The sequence below is a fragment of the Delftia acidovorans NBRC 14950 genome (assembly GCF_001598795.1).
GTDB lineage: Bacteria > Pseudomonadota > Gammaproteobacteria > Burkholderiales > Burkholderiaceae_C > Comamonas > Comamonas acidovorans.
Genome location: NZ_BCZP01000008.1, coordinates 25,198 through 48,431 on the forward strand (window position 1 = coordinate 25,198; position 23,234 = coordinate 48,431).

The window sequence follows — 23,234 nt, forward strand, 5'->3', positions numbered from 1 at the left end:
ATCGGCGCCGCCGCGCGTGCTCAGTCCAGCAATGCCATGCCCTTGATCTGGGCGAAGACATGCATGCCCGGCGCAATGCCCAGCTGCCGGGCGGAATGCAGGGTGATGCGTGCCAGCAGGCGGGACGGGCCCAGCTGCAGCGAGACCATGACCTGGCCCGGGCCGTCCTCGCGCAGCTCCTGCACGGTGGCCGGGAGGATGTTGAGGATGCTGCTGTCTTGCGGGTGCTGCAGGCTCAGGCTCACATCGCGTGCCTGCACGCGCAACTGCACGGTTTCGCCGACGGGGCGCGGGGAGGCCATGACAAGGCGCAGACGCCCGCCATCGAAGGACAGCGTGCTCAGGTGTGCATCGGGATCGTGCTGCTGGACCTGTGCGCTGACCATGGCCGCTGCCGTGTCGCCCATGCTCAGGGGCAGGTCCAGCCGTGCCAGCAGCTCGCTGGTGGCGCCGGCGGCGACCAGGCCGCCTGCCTTGAGCAGCACCAGGTGCTGGGCCAGGCGAGCGACCTCGTCGATGGAGTGGCTGACGTAGAGGACGGGAATGTCGAGTTCGCGGCGCAGCTGGTCCAGGTAGGGCAGGACCTCGGCCTTGCGCTGGGCGTCCAGCGCGGCCAGGGGCTCGTCCATCAGCAGCACCCGCGGGCTGGTGGCCAGCGCCCGCGCAATGGCCACGCGCTGGCGCTCGCCGCCCGACAGGGTGGAGGGCATGCGGTCCATCAGGTGGCTTATGCCCAGCAGGGACACGGCCTGGTCCTGGGATACCTTGCGCCGCGCGGCCGGCGTGCGCCGCATGCCGTAGTCGATGTTGCGCCGCACGGTCAGGTGCGGGAACAGGCTGGCCTCCTGGAACACATAGCCCAGCGCACGGCGGTGCGTGGGCAGCCATTGGCTGGCCGCATCGTCCTGCCAGACCTCGCCGTTGACGGCGACGCGGCCGCGCGCGCGCTCCAGTCCTGCCAGGGCGCGCAGGCAGGTGGTCTTGCCGCAGCCCGAGGGGCCGAACAGGGCGGTGACGCCGCGCCCGGGCAACTGCAGCTGCACATCAAGGCGGAAGTCGGCACGCTCCAGCGCCAGGTTTGCGATGATTTCCGAGGAGGGATGGGAGTGCGCGGCGTCGGACATCAGGGAGGGAGAGGAGGCGGTCATCATGCGCGGCGCTCCTCACGCGGCTGCAACAGGTGCAGGGCCAGAAGAACCAGGAAGGAGAACACCACCATGCCGCCTGCCAGCCAGTGGGCGTGGGCGTACTCCATGGCCTCCACATGGTCGTAGATCTGTACCGAGACCACGCGCGTCACGCCGGGAATATTGCCGCCCAGCATCAGCACCACGCCGAACTCGCCCACGGTGTGCGCAAAGGTCAGCACGGCCGCCGTGATGAAGCCCGGCCGCGCCAGCGGCAGCGCCACGGTGAAGAAGCGGTCCAGCGGCCCCGCGCCCAGGCTGGCCGCAGCCTCCATGGGCCGCGTGCCCAGGGATTCGAAGGCGCGCTGCAGCGGCTGCACCGTGAACGGCAGGGAATAGACCAGCGAACCGATGACCAGGCCCGGAAAAGTGAAGGGCAGGGTGCTCAGCCCCAGCGCCTGCGTCAGCTGCCCCACGGGGCCGTTGGGACCCATGGTCACCAGCAGGTAAAAACCGATCACCGTGGGCGGAAGCACCAGGGGCAGCGCCACCACGGCGCCAATCGGGCCGCGCCAGCGCGAGCGCGTATGCGCCAGCCACCAGGCCAGCGGCGTGCACAGCGTCAGCAGCAGCACCGTGGTCACGCTGGCAAGTTTCAGCGTCAGCCGTATGGCGGCGTAGTCGTCGGCGGTAAGAATCATGCGGGAAGAATTCAGTGGTTCGCAGCGCTGTTGGATCTCACTCAACGCACGAAACCGGCGCGGCCCGGCTCAGCGACGCTCAGCACGGGCCCGTGCCGGCCGACCCCTCCCCAGGAGAGAGGCAAGGCGCGCAAGCGCGCCTCAACAGGTGTCAGAAGCTATAGCCGTAGGAGCGGATGATGGCACGGGCCTTGTCGGCGCGCAGGTACTTCATCAGCTCGGCGGCGGCTTCGTTGTCCTTGCCGTTGTTGAGCACGATGGCGTCCTGGCGGATGGGCTCGTGCATGGAGCCGGGCACCTGCCAGGCCGAGCCTTCGCGCAGCTTGCCGTTTTCCATCACCTGCGACAGGGCCACGAAGCCCAACTGGGCATTGCCCGTGGCCGCGAACTGGTAGGTCTGGGCAATGTTCTCGCCCATGACGATGCGCGGCTGCACCTGGGCCGTGATGCCCAGCTTGTTCAGCACTTCCATGGCTGCCGTGCCGTAGGGCGCCAGCTTGGGATTGGCCACGGCGATGTGCTTGTAGTCGCCGGTCTTGAGGACTTCGCCCTTGTCGTCCACATAGCCGGCCTTGGGGCTCCACAGCACCAGCTGGCCGATGGCGTAGGTGAAGCGCGAATCGGGCAGGCCACGGCCTTCCTTGGCGATCTTCTCGGGCGTGGTGTCGTCGGCGGCCAGCAGGATCTGGAAGGGCGCGCCGTTGACGATCTGCGCATAGAACTTGCCCGTGGCGCCGAAGGACAGCAGGGCCTTGTGGCCGGTGTCCTTCTCGAACTCGGCGGCGATCTTCTGCATGGGCGCCGTGAAGTTGGCGGCGACGGCCACCGACACTTCGGCGGCCTGCGCGGCGGCCCAGCCGAACAGGGCAAGGGCGGCGAAGGCGGTGGCACGCAGGGGCTGGTTCACGTTCATGGGTCTCTCGCTATTCCGTTGGTGAATAGCGCAGTGTAACGACCTGAAAATGCGCATGCAGGGTGCAGGCGTTTTGCTTGGCGGGAAATAACGCTTGGCGGGCATGATGCTGCGCATGACTGCCGCAACCCCCGCTTCTCCCTCAGACCTGGTGCCCGCGCTGGGCCATGACCTGGCCGACCGGCGCATCGCCATCCTGCGGCATATCGCGGCAGGGCATTCGATTTCCCAGGCCGCGCGCGAGGCGGGTGTCAGCTACAAGGCGGCCTGGCAGGCGCTGGATGTGCTGACCAATCTGGCGGGCCGTGCCCTGGTGGAGCGCTCGGTGGGCGGCGCCGGCGGTGGTGGCGCGCGCATCACCGAGGCCGGGCAGTCCCTGCTGGCCATGGCCGATGCGCTGGAGCAGGCGCGCGCGCAGGTGCTGCAGCGCTTTGGCCAGCCGTCAGGCGCAACTGCTGCGGTGAATCACGGCCTGGGCCTGCGCACCAGCATGCGCAATCTGTGGCCTTGCCGGGTTGGTGCCCTGCAGGCGCAGGGCGCCCAGGTCCGCGTCTGGCTGCTGCCCGACGGCGGCGGGGATGCATCAGGCATTGCCGCACGCATCACCGAAGAAAGCGCCCAGTTGCTGGGCCTGGCGCCGGGCCTGCCCCTGATGGCGCTGTGCAAGGCCGCAGCCGTGCAGGTGCTGCCTTCGGCGCCACGCTCCGATGTGCATGCCCAGGCCAATGCCTGGCCCGCCCAGGTGCAGCGCGTGGCCCGGGCCGACAGGGTGGGGCCGCGTGAAGTGGTGGCACAACTGCCCTGGGGCGGTAGCGGCGTGGGTTACGCGGCCGAGCCGGCAGAGGGCGAGTCCTGGACCTTGCGCGCAGGGCGCAAGGTCTGGCTGACGGTGCCGGAGTCCGCCGTGGTGCTGGCCGTGGCTGATTGAGCGGATGGAGTGTTGAAGGAGCAGCAGCGCGTTGCGCATGCGCAGCAGTGGCTGCAGATTCGGACGGGTCTGATGGCGCATTCAGGGCGGTATACGAAGAATTGCGCCGCTGTGAAACCTGCGCGCTCTGGCGGCGCGGGCTTTTCTGGCGACCGAATCATCGAAACCTCCCTGGCCCTCCATGAGCATCCTGAAATTGCGCAGGCAAGAGAAAGTGGCGGTCTACACCGCCTTGCTGTGTTCCTTCATCGCGGCGTTCATCTTCTTCGCGTCCGAAGGTGTTGCTGAAAGTTTTCGGCAGCGGCTGGATGCGCTGGCCATCTGCGCCGTCATCGGTGCGCTGGTGACTTGGTTCAATCACTGGTGGTTCCGGGTCTGGGGCTGGCATCTGGTGCCTGTGACCCTGCTGCTGTTTTATGCCGGCACGCTGGCCGCAGGCTGGCTGTTTGGCGGATGAAGGCGGTGAAGGCGGTGAAGGCGGTGATGGGGGAACCTGCCGCCACGCTTTGCATCGAAGATCCTTTTCGACTGCCTCACCAGGCCATCCACGGCCTTGCCCCTGCCATGAAGACCACCCTGTCCGCCGCCCTGATCTGCCTGTTCCTGTCCACCCCGGCCATGGCCCGTCCGCTGGATCCGGCGCCGCTGGACGCCTCGCAGTTCAACCTGGGGCTGGTCGGGTTCGCGGGCGAGATCTCGCCTGCGGAGCGGCACCTGGAGGCCATGCTCAGGCGGCCCGAGGCCAATGCCGTCCTGCTGTCGGTGATCGACGATCCGCGCCGATCTCCCGTGGCCAAGCTCTATGCGCTGTGCGGGCTCAAGCGCATGGGCAGCGGCGGCTACGAGGCAGCGCTGGTCAAGCTGCGCGGCTTTGAGGGCCAGGTCTCCGTGATGCTGGGAGACCAGATGTTCCAGGAAGGCATCCGCGAGGCGGCAGATCGCATCGAAAACCTGGAGTGCAGCGAAGGCGGCTGAACCTGGGCACGCCGGTTGCCGGACAAAAAAGAGCTGCCATCGGCAGCTCTTTGCGTTGTGGGGCATCGTTCTGAGCCGGAGAATCTGAGCCGCTCAGGACAGCTCGCGCCCCTTGAGTTCAGGGATCAGGAAGGCCGTGGCCAGCATGTCCAGCACATAGATGGCCGCCAGCAGGGCGATCGCCACCTGGAACGAATAGCTCATGGCCAGCGCACCGATCACCACCGGGCCCAGTCCGCCCACGGCGCGGCCGATGTTGAACAGCACGTTCTGCGCGGTGGCACGGGCCTCGGTGGGGTAGGCCTCGCTCATCACGGCGCCGTAGCCGCCCATCATGCCGTTGACGAACAGGCCCATGAGGGCGCCTGCCCAGAGCATGGCCGTGGGATCGGACAGCTGCGAATAGAGCACGACCATGATGACCGAGCCCAGCTGGAAGATCAGGAAGCTGGGCTTGCGGCCGATGCGGTCGGCCAACTGGCCGAAGACCCAGATGCCGACCATCATTCCCACCACGGTCACGGCAGTCCATATCGAGGACTTGGTCAGGCTGAAGCCCAGTTGCTTGGACAGGAAGCTGGGCATCCAGATCATGATGCCGTAGTAGCCAAAGTTCTGGACCGAGGTCAGCACGATCACGCCCAGGCTGACCTTGGTCGTGGCGCGGTCCTTCACCAGCAGCTTCAGGCTTTGCAGCACCGGCACGCGGGCCGAGGGCGTGGCGGACTGCTGGCGTTTCACGAAGACTTCGGGCTCGTGCAGCTTGTTGCGGATCACCCATGCCACCACGGCCGGGATCACGCCCACCAGGAACATGCCGCGCCAGCCGATGAGGGGCAGCAGCAGCGGCGTCAGCAGCGCCGCACCCAGCACGCCCATTTGCCAGCCCAGGGCCACGTAGGACGAGACGCGGGCGCGGTGGCGTGCGGGCCAGGCCTCGGCGGCCAGTGCCATGCCGATGCCGAACTCACCGCCCAGGCCGATGCCCGCAATCGTGCGGTAGGCCAGCAGGTCCCAGTAGCCCTGGGCGAAGGCGCACAGGCCTGTGAAGACTGCGAACAGCATGATGGTCCAGGTCAGCACGCGGATGCGCCCGTAGCGGTCGCTGAGCAGGCCGAAGAAGATGCCGCCGAACACGGCACCGATCAGCGTCCAGGTCACCAGCGAACCGGCCTGGCCCGGCGTGAGGTGCAGGTCGGCCGAAATGGCCGACAGCATGAAGCCCAGGATCAGCAGGTCGAAGCCGTCCATGGCATAGCCCACGGCCGAGCCGGCCAGGGCCTTCCAGCTGTAGCCATTGACCTGGGTGGCATGTGTGCCGACATGCGTGTCTGTGCTGGCGCCGGCAGCATTGGCTGCGAGCGCCCCGGAGGAAGTGGTGGTCACGTGAAAATCCTTGAAAGCCAGGACGGCGCGCGCTCTCGCTGGGGTGCGGCACCACGCAAAACGCCTGCGCCGCCGGCTGGGCCGGCGTGCGGGCACGCTGCGCGTGTGCGGCATCCTGGAGTGGCGATGGGCACGGGAAATCCTGGTGGGAAAACAAGCTGGGCGGCCGGCATGCCGGAGCATGGCAGGGGCTGCGCGCAAAGACAGAGCGCAAGGTGCAGCGCCAAAAGACCGCTTCTGCAAAAAGCGAAAGCCCTGAAATCGGCCGGGCGATCAGGGCTTGGAGGCCGTGGGCAGGCCCTGCGAGGAGAGGGCGGCCCATGCGAGCGGGCGCAATGGTAAGGCAAGTCGCCAGCCAAGGCAAGCTGCGGGGCTTATGCCAGGGCGCTGGGTCTTTGGCCGGGGCGCCAAGGGTGCTCGTGCTAGGCTGGCGCCCGCTGCGGCCATTGCGCCGCTGGCGCGCCCCATATCTGCCCGGGTCCGTCTATGACCTTGCGGTGCAGTGCGGCGATATCTCGCAGGTTTTGCCAATAAAAACAATTCTCATTACAGTTTGGCATTCCGAGTTCTCCAACCTCCGATCCTTTCTGCCATGCATCCCATCCTGATTGCAGCCGCCCTGGCCCTGGGCGCGGCCGCCCCGATGAGCCAGGCCGCAGCCGCCGGCACCGTTCAACAGCCCGTGAAGAAGAGCCTCTCCGTTGCGGAGGTGGTCAAGCATTACGGCACCCTGGTGCACGCCAATTACTCGGACTCCATCAGCTCCGCCAAGACCATGCAGAAAGCCATTGCGGCCTTTGTGGCGGCGCCCAGCGAGCAGGGCCTGAACCAGGCACGCAAGGCCTGGCTGGATGCCCGGGAGTACTACGGCCAGACCGAGGCCTTCCGCTTCTACGCCGGTCCCATCGACAACGATGAAGGACCCGAAGGCCAGATCAACGCCTGGCCCATGGACGAGTCCTATGTGGACTATGTGGAAGGCAATCCCAACGCCGGCATCATCAACAACCGCAAGGAAGCCATCACCAAGAAGCGCCTGGCCGAGCTCAACGAGCATGACGGCGAGGAGAACGTTTCCACCGGCTGGCACGCCATCGAGTTCATGCTCTGGGGCCAGGACCTGAACGACAAGGGGCCGGGCGCGCGTCCGTACACCGACTTTGTCGATGGCAAGAAGTCCAATGCCGACCGCCGCCGCGAGTACCTGAAGGTGGTGACCGCGCTGCTGATCGAGGACCTGCAATCCGTGGCCGACCAGTGGAAGCCCGGCTCGCCCAAGAACTTCCGCGCCCAGTTCGAGAAAAAGCCCGACGATGCGCTGCGCCGCATCTTCGTGGGCCTGGGTTCGCTGTCGCGCGGCGAGCTGGCCGGCGAGCGCCTGGAAGTGGCCCTGGCCAGCCGCGACCAGGAAGACGAGCACTCCTGCTTCTCGGACAACACGCACCGCGATGCGGTGACCAATGCCCAGGGCATCCTCAACGTCTGGCAGGGCAGCTACAAGCGCCTGGATGGCAGCGAGCTGAAAGGCCCTGGCATCAAGGACTGGGTGGCCTCCAAGGACAGCGCGCTGGCCGACAGGACCACGCGCCAGATCATGCAGTCGGTGCAGGCGGCCCAGGCCATTCCCGCGCCGTTCGACCAGGCCATACAGGGCGCACGCGACTCGGCCTCGCGCGCCAAGATCCAGGCCACCATCGACAGCCTGGTCCAGCAGAGCAAGGACCTGGTGGAGGCTGCCAATGCCGTCGGCATCACCCAGCTCAACCTGGTGGACCCCAAGGCCAACTAAAAGAACATCCCCGCCAGCGTCCATCCATTCCTGCGCCCATGTGCCAAGGCCGCCGCCCCCGAAAGGGTTCGGCGGCCCTGGCTTTTCCAGGGACGTCCCCACCCATGAATCTCTCCCCCTCGCTGCTGGTCGCTGCCTCCCTGGTCCTGATGGGCTGCTCGGCCCAACAGCAGGACACGGTGGCTGCCGCTCCAGCGCGCGCGCCAGCACCGCAGCCTGCTCCCGATCCAGCTCCCGATCCAGCTCTTTTGTTCGCGGCGCCCGGCGAGCCCCTGCCCCCGGGCGGCCAGACCACGGTCCACGCCACGGGCCGCAACGCCTTCTCGCTGCCTGCCGCCAACCTGGAGGATGCAGAGCGCACGCGCTTTGTCATCGGCAACTCCTTCTTCAAGCGCAACTGGGTGCAGGCCCCGGCCTCCACCACGGCGCGCGATGGCCTGGGCCCGCACTTCCTGGCGCGCTCCTGCGGCGGCTGCCATGTGCAGGACGGCCGCGCCCAGCCGCCCGACTTCCACAACCCGCTCAAGCCCCAGCCCTTCGCGGGCCTGCTCATGCGGCTGTCCATTCCGGGCGAAGGCCCGCACGGCAGCCCGGTGCCGGACCCGGTCTATGGCGACCAGTTCAATACCGAGGGCGTGCTTGGCGTCAAGGGCGAGGGCCAGCTGCGCATCCGCTATGAACAGGTGCATGGCCGCTTTGCCGACGGCACGGCCTACACGCTGGAAAAGCCGGTCTACGAGCTGGCTGCGCTCAACTACGGCCCCCTGGCCGCAAACCTGATGACCAGCCCGCGCATTGCGCCCCAGGTCATCGGCCTGGGCCTGCTGGAGCACATCCCGGAGTCCGAGATCCTGGCCAACGCTGCCGCCCAGGCGGCCCTGGGCGGCCCCATCAAGGGCCAGCCCAACTATGTCTGGGATGCCTACGGCGAACGCATGATGCTGGGCCGCTTCGGCTGGAAGGCCAACGTGGCCTCCATTGCCCACCAGACGGCTTCGGCCTTCCTGGGCGATATCGGCATCACATCGAAGCGCTTCCCGCACCAGACCTGCACGCCCGCACAAAAGGACTGCCTGGCAGCGCCCAACGGCAACGGCGCCGAGGGCGTGGAGATCGAGGACCGCGTGCTGGACGACGTGATCTTCTACCAGGCCACGCTGGCGCCGCCTGCACGGCGCAACGCCAGCGACCCGGCCGTGCGCCGTGGCGAGGCACTGTTCCACCAGGCACAGTGTGCGCAGTGCCACCGGCCCTCGTACAAGACCGGCGGGGAGCTGTTTCCCGCGCTGTCGCCGGCACTCAGCAGCAAGGGGTTGTCGGGCCAGACCATTGCGCCCTACACCGACCTGCTGCTGCACGACATGGGCGATGCGCTGGCCGATGGCCGGCCCGACTTCAAGGCCTCAGGCCGCCAGTGGCGCACGCCGCCGCTGTGGGGCATAGGCCTGCTGCCCGATGTCAACAACCACCAGCGCCTGCTGCACGACGGCCGTGCGCGCGGCGTGCTCGAAGCCATCCTCTGGCACGGCGGCGAGGCCGAAGCCGCGCGCGAACAGGTTCGCCAGTTCAGCGCCGAAGACCGTGAAGCCCTGGTCAAATTTGTGGAGTCCCTCTGATGCAAGACATGCGCATGACCCCTCGCCAAATCCTTTGTGCCGCCGCGCTGGCGCTGCTGGCCGCCGCCCCGGTCCATGCCCAGGAAGTGGATGCCAACATGGCCATTCCCTTCTACAACACGGCCCACGCCGTGCAGGGGCTGTACGGTCAATGGTTCTCGCCCCAGGCCAAGGCCGCGCAGGCATCCGCCCAGGCGCTGAGCCAGGCGCTGCGCGCGCACTGCGCGGCACCTGCGGGATCGGCTGCCGCCACGCTGCAGACGGCGCGCCAGGCCTATGTGCAATCGTCGCGGCAGTGGAGCAGCCTCTCGGCCGTGGCCCTGGGGCCGCTGGTGGAGCGCCGCTCGGCGCGTCTGGTGGACTTCCGCCCCATGCGCCCGGCCCTGCTCAAGAAGGCCATACAGTCGGCCCCCGCCGATCTGGCTGCCATGGAGCGCATCGGCGCACCCGCCAAGGGATACCCGGCGCTCGAGAACCTGCTGTGGACCCAGCCCGTGGAGCCGCAGACGCCGGCCTGCGCCTATGCCACCCTGGTGTCCGAGGAAATCGGCGCCGAGATGGGCATCCTCAGCAACGGCTTTGCGAAGCTCGCGGCCCAGGATTGGTCCGAGGACGGCGATGCCACCACCGAAGCCATGGCCGAGTTCATCAACCAGTGGGTGGGCGGCCTGGAGCGCCTGCGCTGGGCGGACATGGAAAAGCCTTTGCGTAGTGCGGGCAGTGCGGGCAGCAAACCGCCCGCCTGGGAGCATCTCGCCAGCGGCAGCACCCTGGAGATCTGGCGCGCGCACTGGCAGGGCCTGCGCACGCTGGCCGTGAGCGTGGACCGCAAGGTGCCCCAGCCCGGCGTGGACATCGTGCCCATCGAGTCCTACCTGCGCGGCCGTGGCCTCAACCCGCTGGCCGATCGCTGGCTCAAGGCAGTCAACGAGGCCGATGCCGGCATGCGCGCCCTGACCGAGCCGAGCGCCAAGGCCGTCGATGCCGCGACCAAGCCGCTGTCGCGCCTCAAGCGCCTCATGGAAGGCGAGGTGGCGCCTGCGCTGGAAGTCAACATCGGGTTCTCGGATGCCGACGGGGATTGAGCAGGCGCTGAATCGCCGCCGCTGGCTGCAGGGCATGGGGCTGCTGGCTGCCATGCCGCTGGCAACCTCCCATGCGGCCAGGCCGTCCGGGCCGGCACGGTCGCTGGCTGCGGCCTGGATGCAGGGCGAGCAGATGCGTGTCGGCATCGTGCAGGCCAGTGCGCAGGTGGACAGGCCGCTGCAGGTGCTGCAGGCCCTGGATGTGCCCACGCGCGCCCATGGCATGGCCGCGCTGCGCGACGGCTCCGTGGTCTTCGCCAGCCGCCGCCCCGGTGACTGGCTGGTACGCCTGAAGCCGGGACAGGCCGCCGACGATGCGCAGTGGCAGTGGATCGAGCCCGACCGCTTCTTCAACGGCCATGTCATCGAAAGCGCCGATGGCCGCCATCTCTACACCACCGAGACCGACCTGGAAGATGCCCAGGGCCTGATCGGCGTGCGCGATGCCATCACCTTGGAGAAGATCGCCGAATGGCGCACGGGCGGCATGGACCCGCACCAGTTGCTGCTGGACGCCGACGGCACGCTCATGGTCGCCAACGGCGGCATTCCCACGCAGTCCGAAACCGGCCGGCGCAAGCTGCAGCTGGACCACATGGACTCCTCCATCGCGCGGCTGTTGCCGGCCGAAGGCGGCGCCCGCGCCGGCCTGTGGAAGCTGGACGACAACCGCCTGAGCCTGCGCCACCTGGCCTGGGGCCCGCAGGTCGCCCACGCGCCAGCACGCCGCTGGCTGGGCATTGCGCTGCAGGCCGAGCACCGCGACACCGAAGCGCGCGCCGCCGCGCCCGTGCTGGCCCTGTTCGATGGCCACCGTTTGCATGCCGTGCCCCTGCCCGAAGGGCGCGAGCCCCTGGCCGGCTATGGCGGCGACATAGGCTGCGACGGCCAGCTCTTCGCCGTCAGCTGCCCGCGCGTGAACACCGTCACCTGGTGGCAGGTGCCCGACAGCGGCCAGGCCAGCGGCCGCTGGCTGCGCGGCGATGCCATGCCGGGCGTGTACTGCGTGGCCAACGCAAGTGTCTCGCTGGATGCCAAGGGCCGGCCCCTGCCTGCCGAGCCCGCGCTGTGGATGGGCGGCGCACGCCAGGCCCAATTGCGCCAGCGCGGCCAGGTGCTGCGCACGGTGCCGGTGCCTGGAATGGCGTTGGATAATCACTGGATTGCGCTCATGCGTCATTGACGCAGTTTGGTGCAATCTCATATTTGATATTCAAGCGGGCGTCACATGACGGCCGCTTGAATTTGACTATGCCTGGATATCTCGCAAGAATTCACGGATTCCATGCTTCATCCTGATTTTCAGATGCCGATCCTGTTGAAATCAACTCCTGGTTGATATTCAATGAATGTGGGCTCAGCTCCCGGTACTGAATCCCTATGAAATTGATTCAAGTCCATTGAATCAATTTCCTGATCGTCGCTGCCATGACTACTGCCATGGCAGCATGCCAGATGGCCTCAGGTCTTTTGGATCAACTTCCATGTGACAGCATGACCATTGTGCGGTGGCATGGTGTTGCCCTTTGCAATGGGTGCTGTGGTCGAAGGTTTGTCCTGGGACTCCCAGGTGCCACTTTCTGGACAATTTTCACCTGTTTTGGCGAGTGTGCCGATTTCTGCCATTGAAATACTCCTTGAAAAAGCAGCAAAAGACTGCATTGAGATTAGATCAAATTAATGCGTGCCGCACAAAGGCAGTAAATTTTGTGACTAGGAATGGTCTTAGTAATATTTTCTGATTTCTGGGAATAGTCCGATGGATTTTTCGTGTTGCTCGAAAAATACGAGTGCCTGGCATGTTTTTCCGTTGGAAATCACAGTGAATCCATATTTCTAGGATTTTTCTGATTTTTGGGGAGAGTGCAGCGCAGCACAGGTTGTGCTTGCAGCGACCGCCGAGCCACGCAGTTGCGTGGGGCCTGGCTGGGCTGGTGCAAGTGCCGAAAGAAATGTTGTTCATCCCGCGTTGCTGGCTGGCGGCAGGCATCCCGGGATGCGCTGCCGACCGGGGGCAAGAGGGCGTGTCGTCGCAGTTGTCCGGCGCGGACGCATGCGATGGGGCAAGAAAAAAGGGTCTACGTTTGCACGTAGACCCTTTTCTTTGTTTGGTGGCGCTTCACGGATTCGAACCGCGGACCTGTGGATTATGATTCCATCGCTCTAACCGACTGAGCTAAAGCGCCGTAAGACCTAAATTATATGCAGAATTTTCGGCCCATCCGGCAAGTTGTGCAAATTTCTCGAAATTTCTTTGCGAGAGGCTTGCTGCGCCTTGCCGGAAGACGCGCATTGTAGCGCGACTTTCAGCCCGCTCAGAGATGCTTGAAGTTGGCGGGACGCTTGTTGACGAAGGCGTCCATGCCTTCCTTCTGGTCCTGGGTGGCGAACAGCGCGTGGAACAGGCGGCGCTCGAACATGACGCCGTCGGCCAGCGAGCCCTCGAAGGCGCGGTTCACCGATTCCTTGGCCGCCATGACGGCGATCTGCGAGAAGCCGCTGATGATGATGGCGGCGCCCAGCGCCTCGTCCATGAGCTTGTCGAAGGGCACGACACGGCTGACCAGGCCGGCGCGCTCGGCCTCGGTGGCGTCCATCATGCGGGCCGTGAGGGCCATGTCCATGGCCTTGGACTTGCCCACGGCGCGCGGCAGGCGCTGCGTGCCGCCGGCGCCGGGGATCACGCCCAGCTTGATTTCCGGCTGGCCGAACTTCGCGTTGTCGGCGGCGATGATGAAGTCGCACATCATGGCCAGCTCGCAGCCGCCGCCGAGGGCAAAGCCGCTGACGGCGGCGATCACGGGCTTGCGGATGGAGCGGATGGCTTCCCAGTTGCGCGTGATGTAGTCGCCCTTGTAGGCGTCGGCAAAGCTGTACTTGGCCATGGCGCCGATGTCGGCGCCAGCCGCAAAGGCTTTCTCGCTGCCGGTGATGATCATGCAGCCGATGGCCTCATCGGCATCGAAGGCCTGCAGGGCCTGGCCCAGCTCGTCCATGAGCTGGTCATTGAGCGCGTTGAGCTGCTTGGGGCGGTTGAGCGTGATGATGCCGACCTTGTCGGCTTCGACGCGAACTTCAATCATTTCGTAGGCCAAGGGAGTCTCCTGCTGGGGTTGTCGTCGTGATCCTCAAGAATAACCGGCCGGCGGCGCGGGGCGGCATGCGCCGCTCAGGGCGTGGCAGGCGCCTGCGCGCTGCCCGTGTGCCCGGCCAGCCAGCGTCCAGCGGTCTCCTCGTCCGTGATTTCCAGTCCGAGATTGCTGGGGGCGGGCGCCGCCAGGGTGCCGGATGTGGCAGCTTTTGCATCGCCGTTGTCCGTTTTCTCCACCATGGCGGCGGCCTCGGACAGCAGGCCCGAGCCCCAGGGCAGGGTCAAGGCCAGGATCTGCCGGTCGCGGGCCACCCAGGCGACGATGTCCAGGGCCGTGCCTGCATAAAGCGCCACGTCGTCCAGCCGGGTGATGCGCCAGCGCGCGGGCTGTGAATCCTCGGCGCCGGTGGGCAGCTCGATGGCCAGCCATTCGTCGCCCGCCATGAAGCCTGCGCGCTCGGCCAGGCTGCCGCGCAGCACGGTCTTGATGGTGATGCCCTGGCTTTCCTGCACGCGCAGGCCCAGGCGCTGGGCAGTCTGCGCCGGTTCGGCCTTGGCCTGCACGCCGTGCGCGGCCAGCAGCTCGGCCAGCGGCAGGTCGTCGGTGCCGTGCACCCATTGCGTGATCTCGGGCGCGAAGCTGCGCCCGCCCAGGTTCTGCAGCACGGCCAGCACGTCGGCCTCGCGCATGGGTCCGCCCTGGCAGCGCTGCCACAGCACGCGCATCACGTCGTCCAGCGTGCTGCGGCCTTCGCGGCGCAGTTGCAGGTCCAGGGCCAGTGCGACCAGGCAGCCCTTGGTGTAGTAGCTGACGGTCTGGTTGGGCGTGTTCTCGTCCTGGCGGTAGTACTTGACCCAGGCGTCATAGCTGGCCTGGGCCACGGACTGCAGGTGTCGGCCCGGCGTCTGCAGCACCTGGTTGATGGTGCGCGTGATGAGCTTGAGGTACTGGGCGTTGTCGATCAGGCCGGCGCGGCGCAGCAGCAGGTCGTCGTAGTAGCTGGTGAAGCCTTCGAAGAACCACAGCAGCTCGGTGTAGTTCTCCTGCCCGTAGTCGTAGCGTGCGAATTCGGCCGGGCGCAGGCGCTTGACGTTCCAGGTGTGGAAGTACTCGTGGCTGATCAGGCCCAGCAAGGTGGTGTAGCCCTCGGCGGCCTTGCGCTCGCCCACGCGCGGCAGGTCGCGCCGGCCGCAGATCAGGGCCGTGGAGTTGCGGTGCTCCAGGCCCCCATAGCCGTCATCGACCACGTTGAGCATGAACACGTAGCGCTGCATGGGCGCGGGCGTGGCCTGCTCGCCCGTACCGTGCCAGAAGGCCAGCACGGTCTCGCAGATCTTGCGTGCATCGGCAATCAGGCGCGCGCCGTCGAAGCTGGGCGCGGCGCCCGCGACGATGAAGCTGTGCGGCACGCCCGCGGCCACGAAGTCGCCACGCCAGAAGCTGCCCATCTCCACGGGGCAGTCCACCAATTCGTCGTAGTGGGCGGCGCGGTACAGGCCCCAGCCGCGCGCATCGGTGTCCACGGCGTCCAGGCCGGTCGCCACCTGCCACGATGCCGTGGCGTCCGACGCAAGCAGTTGCAGCGTATGCGGCGTATCTTCCTGGCCGTGCACGCGCAGGCACAGGCTGGTGCCGTTGAAAAAGCCGCGGCGGCGGTCCAGCCAGGCCGTGCGCACGGAACTGTCATAGGCGCAGAACTGGTAGTGGAGCACCAGGGGCGTGTTGGCGTCGCAGTCGGCCTGCCAGAGGTTCTTGCCCTGCTGGGCCAGCGTGACGGGGCGGCCGTCCTGCTCGGCAGACAGGCCCTGGAGGTTCTTGGAGAATTCCCGCACCAGATAGCTGCCGGGAATCCAGACCGGCAGCGACAGGGTCTGGCCAGCGGCCGGGCGGGCGATGTGCAGTTGCACGCTGAACAGGTGCGCATCCACATCAAGGGCCTGCACGCGGTAGTGGATGTCCGCTGCGGCAGTGGCGGTGGCGGCGAGGGGAGAGGTCATTCGGGCTCCTGCAGGTGTGGCCTGGAGGCTGCCCGGGCCCGCTGCGGCGGGCTGGAGCCGGGAAGCTCCGGCCGAGGGGGATCAGGTGGGCGGGCCCGGCATCCATGGCGCCGGGCCCGCCCGGTGGCGGTCAGCGCGCGGCTGCGGCTGCCGCCAGGTTCTTCTCGACTTCCTGGGCGCTGATGGCGCCAGGCACTCGGGTGTTGTTGGTGAAGATGACGGTGGGCGTGCCCGTGATCTTGTACTTGCGCCCAAAGGCCAGGTTGCGCTGCACGGCCGAGGTGTCGCACTGGGCGGCGGCCGGCACCTTGTCGCGCAGCATGTGGTCAGCCCATGCACCGGCCTGGTCCTTGGCGCACCAGATGTTGCGCGACTTCTCGGCCGAGTCGGGGCTCAGGATGGGGTACAGGAACAGGTAGATGGTGACGTTGTCCACGGTCTGCAGGTCGCGCTCGAAACGCTTGCAGTAGCCGCAGTTGGGATCTTCGAACACGGCCATCTTGCGCTCGCCCTTGCCGTGGACGATGGTCACGGCGTCCTTGAGCGGCAACTGCTTGAAGTCCACCGCCGTCAGCTGGTTCATGCGGTCTTCGGTGAGATTGCGGCGCGCCTTGGTGTCGATCAGCTCGCCCTGGATCAGGTAGTTGCCCTTGGCGTCCGTGTAGAACAGGTCCGTGCCGATGCGCACTTCGAACAGGCCGGACATGGGTGTGGGGCGGATTTCGTCGATCTTTTCCAGCTGGGGAATGCGCTCGGTCAGCGTCTTGCGCAGGTTGGCGTCCTGGGCGTGGACGCCGAGGCTCCAGGTCAGGCTGGCGGCCGTCAGCAGGCAGGCGAAGAGTTTCATGGCAATGCGGTGGGTGGGCGGGGCCGCGTTCAGGCCGGCCGCGCCGTGGTTGAGGGGGATTGCGCGGCGCGGGGCGCCACGGAGCAGGGGTACGAGTCGCAAAACGGCAAAGGGTTCAACGGCACGGGATCGGCTTGGCTCCAGGCTCAGGCGCCGCTGCGCGGGTCCAGGCCCATGGCCTGGCGCGCCATCCAGTCCTTGAGCGGGCCGAAGCGCTCGAAGCCCTTCATGCCCCAGTTGCGCAGCATCTGCACCGGCACCTCGGAGCGGCTGAACAGCTGCTGCAGCCCGTCCATGGCCAGGCCCATGGGCGCCAGCGCGGCCTTGCGCTCGCGTTCATAGCGGCGCAGCAGGCGCAGATCGCCGGTGCTGCGCCAGTAGCCGCGCTCCTGCAGCACGCGTGCCAGCGCCTGCACATCGCCCAGGCCCAGGTTCAGGCCCTGGCCTGCCAGCGGATGCACGTTGTGGGCGGCATCGCCCACCAGCACCCAGCTGCGGGCCGAGCGTGCATCGCCGTCGGGCATGGAGCCGCACCAGTGGTCGGCCACGGCCTGCTGCAGCGGCCAGGCCATGCGCGGTGCGCTCAGCTCCAGCCGCCCCAGCGCGCCCTGGCTGATGGCTTCCAGCCGCGCGGTGAAATCCTGCGTGTCGGCGGCCAGCCAGCCGTCGGCCAGCTCGCGGGCGATGGACCAGACCACGGCCACGCTGTGGCCTTGCGGGCCGTCCAGCGGCAGCAGGGCCAGGATGCCTTCGGGCGTGAACCACTGTCGCGCCACCTGTCCGTGCGGCAGCTCGCAGTGCAGCCGGGTGGCGATGGCGTGCTGTGCATAGGGCGTGACGGCGAAGTCCACGCCGAACTCGCTGCGCGTGCGGCTGGCGCGGCCCTCGCAGATGGCCGTCAGCGGCGCCGCCACAGGCTGGTCCACCACCTCGACCATGGGCTGGTAGCGCACGGCCTCGGCCAGGCGCTGCTCCAGCGCGGGCACATCAACGATCCAGGTCAGGGCCTCGACATCCTGGCTGGCTGCGTCGAACAGCACATGGCCGTCAAGGTCGCCAAAGACCTCCATTTGCGTCACGGGCGTGGCGTGCTGGTCATCGGGCCAGCAGCGCAGGCTGTCCAGCAGGCCGCGTGCGCTGGCATTGAGCGCGTAGGCGCGCACATCGGGCGCGTTGCCGGTCGGCGCGGCCACCACCAGGGCCACGCGCAGCCGTTCCCGGGCCAGCAGGAGAGCCAGGGTCCGGCCTGCAATGCCGGCCCCGCGTATACATACATCAAAGGTTTGCGCCATGGCCGGCATTGTAGGAGTCCGGGCCATGCCGGGGATTCCAACTGGCGCAAACTCCGGCTTTGGCGTGATCTGCCGCAGCCTGCGTCGCCATCTGGCATATTGCCGCCCATCGCATGGCGCCATTCGCACCATGGATGGCATACACACTCCAGATTTCCCAAAAAGAGCTATCCGATGTTTGACCAAGAAAGAGACGTGCAGGGCCGCATTGCCCAGTTGTGGGTATATCCCGTCAAATCCTGCGCGGGCATCGCGCTGCAAAGCAGCGGCGTCGGCGCCACCGGCCTGGCCTGGGACCGCCACTGGATGGTGGTCGATGCGCAAGGCGAATTCCTGACCCAGCGCGACCATCCGCGCATGGCCTGGATACGCCCCGAGCTGGAGGCCGGGCACCTGGTGCTGCACTTTCCCCAGCAGCCGCCGCTGCGCATCGCGCTGCAGGCCACGGGGCCGGAGCGCCGGGCGCGCGTCTGGTCGGACTGGGTGCAGGCCTGGGACATGGGCCCCGAGGCCGCCCACTGGCTGACGCAGGCCCTTGGCACGGACTGCTCCCTGGTGCGCTTCGACCCGGCCGCGCCGCGCCGCACCAGCGAGCGCTGGACCGGGGGCGAGGCCGCACCTGTGCACTTCGCGGACGGCTATCCGCTGCTGGTACTGAGCCAGGCCGCCATCGAAGAACTCAACCAGCGCCTGCAGGCAGCCGGCCACGCCGCGGTGGACGCACGGCGCTTTCGCCCCAACATCGTGATCGAAGGCCTGGAGGCCCATGACGAGGACCGGGTCGACGGGCTGGATGTGCTCGATGCCCGGGGCCTGCGGCTGCGCATGGCCAAGCCCTGCACACGCTGCCCCATTCCCGACATCGACCCTGTCACGGCCGTGCAGGGCACCGCCGTGGGTGATGCCATCCGTACCTACCGCCAGGACGACCGTGTCGATGGCGCCATCACCTTCGGCATGAATGCCGTGCTGGAAGGCCTGCACGACGGGGCTGAACTGGTCGTTGGCCAGTCCGTGGCCGGCGACTGGCAGTTCGCCTGAAACGACAGGAAATGCCCGGTTGACTAAAATACGGGGTTTGTCCCCAGAATCCCTGTAGAAAGCCCTGCCATGAGCCTCAAATGCGGCATCGTGGGCCTGCCCAATGTGGGCAAGTCCACTCTCTTCAACGCGCTGACGAAGGCCGGCATCGCCGCCGAAAACTATCCCTTCTGCACCATCGAGCCGAACACCGGCGTGGTGGAAGTGCCCGATCCGCGCCTGCAGAAGCTGGCCGACATCATCACGCCCGAGCGCATCGTCCCGGCCATCGTCGAATTCGTGGACATTGCGGGCCTGGTGGCCGGCGCCTCCAAGGGTGAAGGCCTGGGCAACCAGTTCCTGGCCCACATCCGCGAGACCGACGCCATCGTCAACGTGGTGCGCTGCTTCGAAGACCCGAACGTCATCCACGTGGCCAACAAGGTGGACCCCATCGCCGACATCGAGGTCATCCAGACCGAGCTGTGCCTGGCCGACCTGGCCACCGTCGAGAAGGCGCTGAACCGCTACAGCAAGGCCGCCAAGTCGGGCAACGACAAGGAAGCCGCCAAGGTGGTGGCGCTGCTGACCCCCATCCAGGCTGCCCTGGACCAGGGCAAGCCCGCACGCACGGTGCCCGTCTCCAAGGAAGACGCGCCCCTGCTCAAGCAGTTCTGCCTGATCACCGCCAAGCCCGCCATGTTCGTGGGCAACGTCAGCGAAGACGGCTTCGAGAACAACCCGCTGCTCGACAGCCTCAAGGCCTATGCCGAGGCACAAGGCGCTCCCGTCGTGGCCATCTGCGCCAAGATCGAGGCCGAAATGGCCGAGATGAGCGACGAGGACCGCGACATGTTCCTGCAGGAACTGGGCCTGGAAGAACCCGGCCTGAACCGCCTGATCCGCGCCGGCTTCGGCCTGCTGGGCCTGCAGACCTACTTCACGGCCGGCGTCAAGGAAGTGCGCGCCTGGACCATCAAGGTCGGCGACACCGCCCCCCAGGCCGCAGGCGTCATCCACGGCGACTTCGAGCGCGGCTTCATCCGTGCCCAGACCATCGCCTTTGACGACTTCATCGCCTTCAAGGGCGAGCAAGGCGCCAAGGACGCGGGCAAGATGCGCGCCGAAGGCAAGGAATATGTCGTCAAGGATGGCGACGTGATGAACTTCCTGTTCAACGTCTGAGGCGGCACATGCTGCAGCGGGGCTGCTAAAGCAGCTCCCGCGCTTCTCGGAAAAACCGCGCTTTGCGCGGTTTTTTCTTGCCAGGAACGTTTCATTTCCACGCGCTGAGCCGCCATGGACAATGGCGCCTTTCCCTTGGGGAAAGAGAGACCTTGAAATGGACCGCCCGCATTTCAGATTCCATCCCGGCGCCTACGAAGCCGTCTTCGAGCAGGATGAGGGTGTGTGCTCCTGCTGCGGACAAAACCGAAGCCTCAAGTACGAAGGCCCTTTCGACAGCCAGCAAAGCCCCGACTACCTGTGTCCCTGGTGCATTGCCAGCGGGCAGGCTTGCGAGACATACGACGGCGAATTTGTGGGATATACCGATATCGAAGGCGTGTCGCCTGATCCGGCCGACCCCGAGCCCACCATCGCCAGGGAGCTGCTGCTGGAGATCGCGCAGCGCACGCCCGGCTACAGGGCCTGGCAGCAGCCTGTGTGGCTCACGCACTGCAACGCACCCTGTGTCTTCCTGGGTCACGCCGACAGGCAGGCCGTCGAGCCTTTCCTTGCTGAAGTCCTGCCCGACATCGAAGGCAGCTACAGGAACGATGCGCAGTGGATGCTGGAGCGCATGTCCACGGACGGCATGATTTCCGGCTGCCTTTTCCAGTGCGTGCATTGCGGCCGGCATCGGCTGCATATGGACGTGGGATGAATCCAATGACCACCTACGCCGACCTCTCCACCCAAACCGGCATTGCGCTGCCGCCGCTGTTGAGCGACCTCCTGGCATCGGGAAAGACCGTCTACGGTCCGGATTGGGCTGCCACCTGGCGCCAGCGCTGCCTGCAGGACCCACCCTTGTTCATGAGTTGGCAGGACTTCGAATGGATAGATGCCGAAGCCAGCCGGGAAATCATCGAGGGCTGGCTTCATCCTGGCGCACAGAACGGCCGGAGCTTTCTGCCATTCGCCCAGTCGGGCGCCGGCGATGCCTGGTGCCTGACGCCGCTGGACATGCATGGCGTGGGCGTGGCGCTGGTGTTGCACGATGACGAGGCCAGCAGTGTTTCGCACGCCTGCTTCGATGACTTTGTCTGCGCGGGATTTCTGCAGGCCTTTGCGGACCTGAGCGATCAGCTGGATGAGTTCTCGCAGTCGGAGGCTTTGCAACTGTTGCGGGCCGATGTCGCACAGACCACGCGCTTCATGAAGCAGGAGTTGGGCGACTATCTGCAGGATTTCTGTCGGCGTCCCTTGGAGATCAGGCCTTGGCGCGACGGGCCCCGGGCGCGTGTTCGCCAGGTGGCTTCATTGATTTCACAAGATGAACTGGCGGCCGAACTGGACCGGCTGCCTGCCGTGGACCTTTCCTTTCCCGTCGTGGCGCGCTGGGAGGTGCGTTCGGTGGAGGAGGGAGACGCGCGGCATGGCCCTGCGCCAGAGTCCGCAAAGATCGACTGGCGCACCCTCGCCGCCGATCCCCTGCAGAAGATGGCGGCCATCAGGGCCTGCCAGAGCGAGCATGGCTGCAGCCTGGGACAGGCCAAGGCCATGGTGGACCAGTACATCGGCGGCAGTGTGAACGCGCACGCCTGACCGGGGGCAGACCGGCGCCTTCAACCCACCATAGTCATCCATCCCGCCAACCGACCGCCTCCACTCTCCAGTTCCGCCGCCCCTCCATCCGTGCCGAACTCTTCTGCGGGAGTGCAGAGCAGATGTCCCGTGGGGAGCCTGGCCATTGAGCTTCCGATCGTGCCGGATCGCTCTGCAGAGGCCCAGGCTGTTTCGGAGCGAGCGCCGTAAGATGACCCGTCGTCACCCGACAGGGTGAAAAGACAGGCCCGAGCAAGGTAACGCCAGCAAGAAAGGAATCACGTCCTATGGATAAGCAGGCGCTTGGCGAACGCGATATCTGTACCAAGCTCATCACGCAGGCTATGGAAAAGTCTGGATGTGACGCCCGGACCGAGGTGCGCGAAGAATTCCCTCCGGACGCACTCAGGGCCAATAGCGGGGGTGCAGTATGAGCACCCACCTGCCCGCCGACTACCCGGCACTGCTGGCCGATATCAAGCAGCGTGTCCGCCATGCCCAGACGCGGGCCATGCTGGCGGTCAATGCCGAATTGATCCGCCTGTATTGGGATATCGGGGCACTGATCGACCAGCGCCAGAAACGGGAAGGCTGGGGTGCCGCAGTCATCCCTCGGCTGGCCAAGGATCTGCACAACGAACTGCCGGAGGAAAAAGGTTTTTCCGAGCGCAACATCAAGCGCATGCTGGCTTTTTATCGCGAGTATCCCTCTCTGGCTGCCACAGCCGGGAGCACAGAGAAAGTGCCACAGGCCGTGGCACAACTTGCCCCCAGCGAAAAAGTGCCACAGGCTGTGGCACAAAGCCGCCAGACACCGGGGGTGGCGGCAGATGGCGCACAGGTGTTTGCTGCTGATGTTCTGCTGTCCCTGCCGTGGGGCCACCATGCCGAGCTGATCGCCAAGGTCAAGGAGCCGGGCGCACGCCATTGGTACATGTGCGCAGCCATCGAAAACGGTTGGAGCCGAAGTGTCCTGCTGATGCAGATCGAAACAGCCGCGCACCTGCGACAAGGCAGAGCTGCCAGCAACTTCGCCTTGCGCCTGCCTCCGCCGGATTCCGACCTGGTACAGCAAACGCTCAAGGACCCTTACCTGTTCGACTTCCTGACGCTGGAATCAGGTTTCCATGAGCGTGAGTTGGAAACCGGTCTGATCACCCATCTGGAAAAATTTCTCCTGGAGCTGGGCCAGGGCTTCGCCTTTGTGGGGCGCCAATATCACCTGGACCTTGGCGGAGACGATTTCTACATAGACCTGCTGTTCTACCACCTCAAGCTGCGTTGCTACGTGGTCATCGACCTCAAGCGGGGCGATTTCAAGCCTGAATACGCGGGCAAGATGAACTTCTACTGCAACGTTGTGGACGACAGGTTGCGACACGCAACCGACCAACCCACCATCGGTTTGATCCTGTGCCAGAAACCCAATCACGTGCTGGCCGAATATGCGCTGCGTGGCGTGGACAAACCCATCGGCGTTTCCGGTTTCGAGCTCACCCGTGCCTTGCCGAAAACCCTGCAAAGCAGCCTGCCCAGCATCGAACAGATCGAGCGCGAGCTGGGAGGCGGGCATGAATGAGCACACCGCCGAACTGCTGGAAAAGCACCTGCGAGCGCTCGAACGCCGCGGATAGTCATGCGATAGAAAAACACGCCAATGCTCAACAGGTTGAATTTGACCGTCTGATGGCCCGTGG

21 protein-coding genes and 1 tRNA gene are annotated in these 23,234 nt (G+C 66.3%); 12 read left to right on the forward strand and 10 right to left on the reverse strand.

Translation table 11 applies throughout. The features are described 5' to 3' along the window. Window positions 1-20: 20 nt before the first annotated feature. From modC to modA, 3 genes are all read right to left on the reverse strand, one after another. Window positions 21-1,151 carry a molybdenum ABC transporter ATP-binding protein gene (gene modC / locus DA1_RS12000; RefSeq protein ID WP_034390545.1) on the reverse strand — a complete coding sequence of 377 codons (1,131 nt, stop codon included), beginning with the start codon at window positions 1,149-1,151 and terminating at the stop codon, window positions 21-23. Next, on the reverse strand, window positions 1,148-1,828 hold the full coding sequence (gene modB, locus DA1_RS12005; protein WP_034390547.1) for a molybdate ABC transporter permease subunit: 681 nt from the start codon (window positions 1,826-1,828) through the stop codon (window positions 1,148-1,150). The genes modC and modB overlap by 4 nt, the downstream gene beginning before the upstream one ends. A gap of 151 nt (window positions 1,829-1,979) precedes the next feature. Further along, a complete protein-coding gene (gene modA / locus DA1_RS12010; protein ID WP_013804075.1) occupies window positions 1,980-2,741 on the reverse strand; it encodes a molybdate ABC transporter substrate-binding protein in 762 nt (253 codons plus the stop codon). 103 nt (window positions 2,742-2,844) lie between these two features. On the opposite strand from modA, the gene DA1_RS12015 reads away from it, so the two are divergent. The 3 genes from DA1_RS12015 to DA1_RS12025 all read left to right on the forward strand — a co-directional run bounded on the left by DA1_RS12015 (window position 2,845) and on the right by DA1_RS12025 (window position 4,644). Continuing rightward, the gene (locus DA1_RS12015; RefSeq protein ID WP_034390550.1) at window positions 2,845-3,669 is read left to right on the forward strand and encodes a TOBE domain-containing protein; all 825 of its coding nucleotides are present in this window, start codon (window positions 2,845-2,847) and stop codon (window positions 3,667-3,669) included. A 181-nt stretch (window positions 3,670-3,850) separates the two neighbouring features. Beyond that, on the forward strand, window positions 3,851-4,126 hold the full coding sequence (locus DA1_RS12020; protein WP_034390552.1) for a hypothetical protein: 276 nt from the start codon (window positions 3,851-3,853) through the stop codon (window positions 4,124-4,126). Between the two features lie 107 nt (window positions 4,127-4,233). Further along, window positions 4,234-4,644, forward strand: a complete 411-nt coding sequence (locus DA1_RS12025) for a hypothetical protein (RefSeq protein ID WP_034398186.1) — start codon at window positions 4,234-4,236, stop codon at window positions 4,642-4,644. A 93-nt stretch (window positions 4,645-4,737) separates the two neighbouring features. On the opposite strand, the gene DA1_RS12030 is transcribed toward DA1_RS12025, so the two are convergent. After that, entirely contained in the window at window positions 4,738-5,895 is a 1,158-nt protein-coding gene (locus DA1_RS12030; protein WP_224986381.1) for an MFS transporter, read from the reverse strand. Between the two features lie 727 nt (window positions 5,896-6,622). On the opposite strand from DA1_RS12030, the gene DA1_RS12035 reads away from it, so the two are divergent. From DA1_RS12035 to DA1_RS12050, 4 genes are all read left to right on the forward strand, one after another. Next, window positions 6,623-7,819, forward strand: coding sequence for an imelysin family protein (locus DA1_RS12035; protein WP_034390556.1), 1,197 nt, complete (start codon window positions 6,623-6,625; stop codon window positions 7,817-7,819). A gap of 104 nt (window positions 7,820-7,923) precedes the next feature. Then, window positions 7,924-9,435, forward strand: a complete 1,512-nt coding sequence (locus DA1_RS12040; RefSeq protein ID WP_034390558.1) for a di-heme oxidoreductase family protein — start codon at window positions 7,924-7,926, stop codon at window positions 9,433-9,435. Next, window positions 9,435-10,520, forward strand: a complete 1,086-nt coding sequence (locus tag DA1_RS12045) for an imelysin family protein (RefSeq protein WP_034390559.1) — start codon at window positions 9,435-9,437, stop codon at window positions 10,518-10,520. The genes DA1_RS12040 and DA1_RS12045 overlap by 1 nt, the downstream gene beginning before the upstream one ends. Further along, the gene (locus tag DA1_RS12050) at window positions 10,504-11,703 is read left to right on the forward strand and encodes a DUF1513 domain-containing protein (protein WP_034390561.1); all 1,200 of its coding nucleotides are present in this window, start codon (window positions 10,504-10,506) and stop codon (window positions 11,701-11,703) included. Before DA1_RS12045 ends, DA1_RS12050 begins: the two co-directional genes overlap by 17 nt. A 278-nt stretch (window positions 11,704-11,981) precedes the next feature. Here DA1_RS12050 and DA1_RS29615 read toward each other — a convergent pair whose 3' ends face one another. The 6 genes from DA1_RS29615 to DA1_RS12075 all read right to left on the reverse strand — a co-directional run bounded on the left by DA1_RS29615 (window position 11,982) and on the right by DA1_RS12075 (window position 17,748). After that, complete coding sequence (locus DA1_RS29615; protein ID WP_162269877.1) at window positions 11,982-12,146, reverse strand: hypothetical protein; 165 nt, start codon at window positions 12,144-12,146, stop codon at window positions 11,982-11,984. Window positions 12,147-12,629: 483 nt separating this feature from the next. After that, window positions 12,630-12,706, reverse strand: a tRNA-Met gene (locus DA1_RS12055). A gap of 129 nt (window positions 12,707-12,835) precedes the next feature. Continuing rightward, window positions 12,836-13,615: an enoyl-CoA hydratase gene (locus DA1_RS12060; protein WP_034390562.1), complete on the reverse strand. Its 780-nt coding sequence runs from the start codon at window positions 13,613-13,615 to the stop codon at window positions 12,836-12,838. A gap of 74 nt (window positions 13,616-13,689) precedes the next feature. After that, the gene (locus DA1_RS12065; protein ID WP_034390563.1) at window positions 13,690-15,609 is read right to left on the reverse strand and encodes a M61 family metallopeptidase; all 1,920 of its coding nucleotides are present in this window, start codon (window positions 15,607-15,609) and stop codon (window positions 13,690-13,692) included. A gap of 130 nt (window positions 15,610-15,739) precedes the next feature. Next, window positions 15,740-16,456, reverse strand: coding sequence for a DsbC family protein (locus DA1_RS12070; protein ID WP_034390564.1), 717 nt, complete (start codon window positions 16,454-16,456; stop codon window positions 15,740-15,742). Window positions 16,457-16,602: 146 nt separating this feature from the next. Then, on the reverse strand, window positions 16,603-17,748 hold the full coding sequence (locus DA1_RS12075; RefSeq protein WP_172642969.1) for an FAD-dependent monooxygenase: 1,146 nt from the start codon (window positions 17,746-17,748) through the stop codon (window positions 16,603-16,605). Window positions 17,749-17,922: 174 nt separating this feature from the next. Here DA1_RS12075 and DA1_RS12080 point away from each other — a divergent pair, with 174 nt between their 5' ends. The 5 genes from DA1_RS12080 (at window position 17,923) to DA1_RS12100 (ending at window position 23,116) form a co-directional block, all read left to right on the forward strand. Then, on the forward strand, window positions 17,923-18,789 hold the full coding sequence (locus tag DA1_RS12080) for an MOSC domain-containing protein (protein ID WP_034390566.1): 867 nt from the start codon (window positions 17,923-17,925) through the stop codon (window positions 18,787-18,789). Between the two features lie 69 nt (window positions 18,790-18,858). After that, entirely contained in the window at window positions 18,859-19,953 is a 1,095-nt protein-coding gene (ychF, locus tag DA1_RS12085) for a redox-regulated ATPase YchF (protein WP_012203464.1), read from the forward strand. Window positions 19,954-20,110: 157 nt separating this feature from the next. After that, window positions 20,111-20,653, forward strand: a complete 543-nt coding sequence (locus DA1_RS12090) for a CbrC family protein (protein ID WP_034390568.1) — start codon at window positions 20,111-20,113, stop codon at window positions 20,651-20,653. 5 nt (window positions 20,654-20,658) lie between these two features. Next, window positions 20,659-21,537, forward strand: a complete 879-nt coding sequence (locus DA1_RS12095) for an SMI1/KNR4 family protein (RefSeq protein ID WP_034390569.1) — start codon at window positions 20,659-20,661, stop codon at window positions 21,535-21,537. A gap of 430 nt (window positions 21,538-21,967) precedes the next feature. Next, window positions 21,968-23,116 (forward strand): PDDEXK nuclease domain-containing protein, encoded by a 1,149-nt coding sequence (locus DA1_RS12100; RefSeq protein ID WP_034390570.1) that lies wholly within the window; start codon window positions 21,968-21,970, stop codon window positions 23,114-23,116. Window positions 23,117-23,234 lie beyond the last annotated feature (118 nt).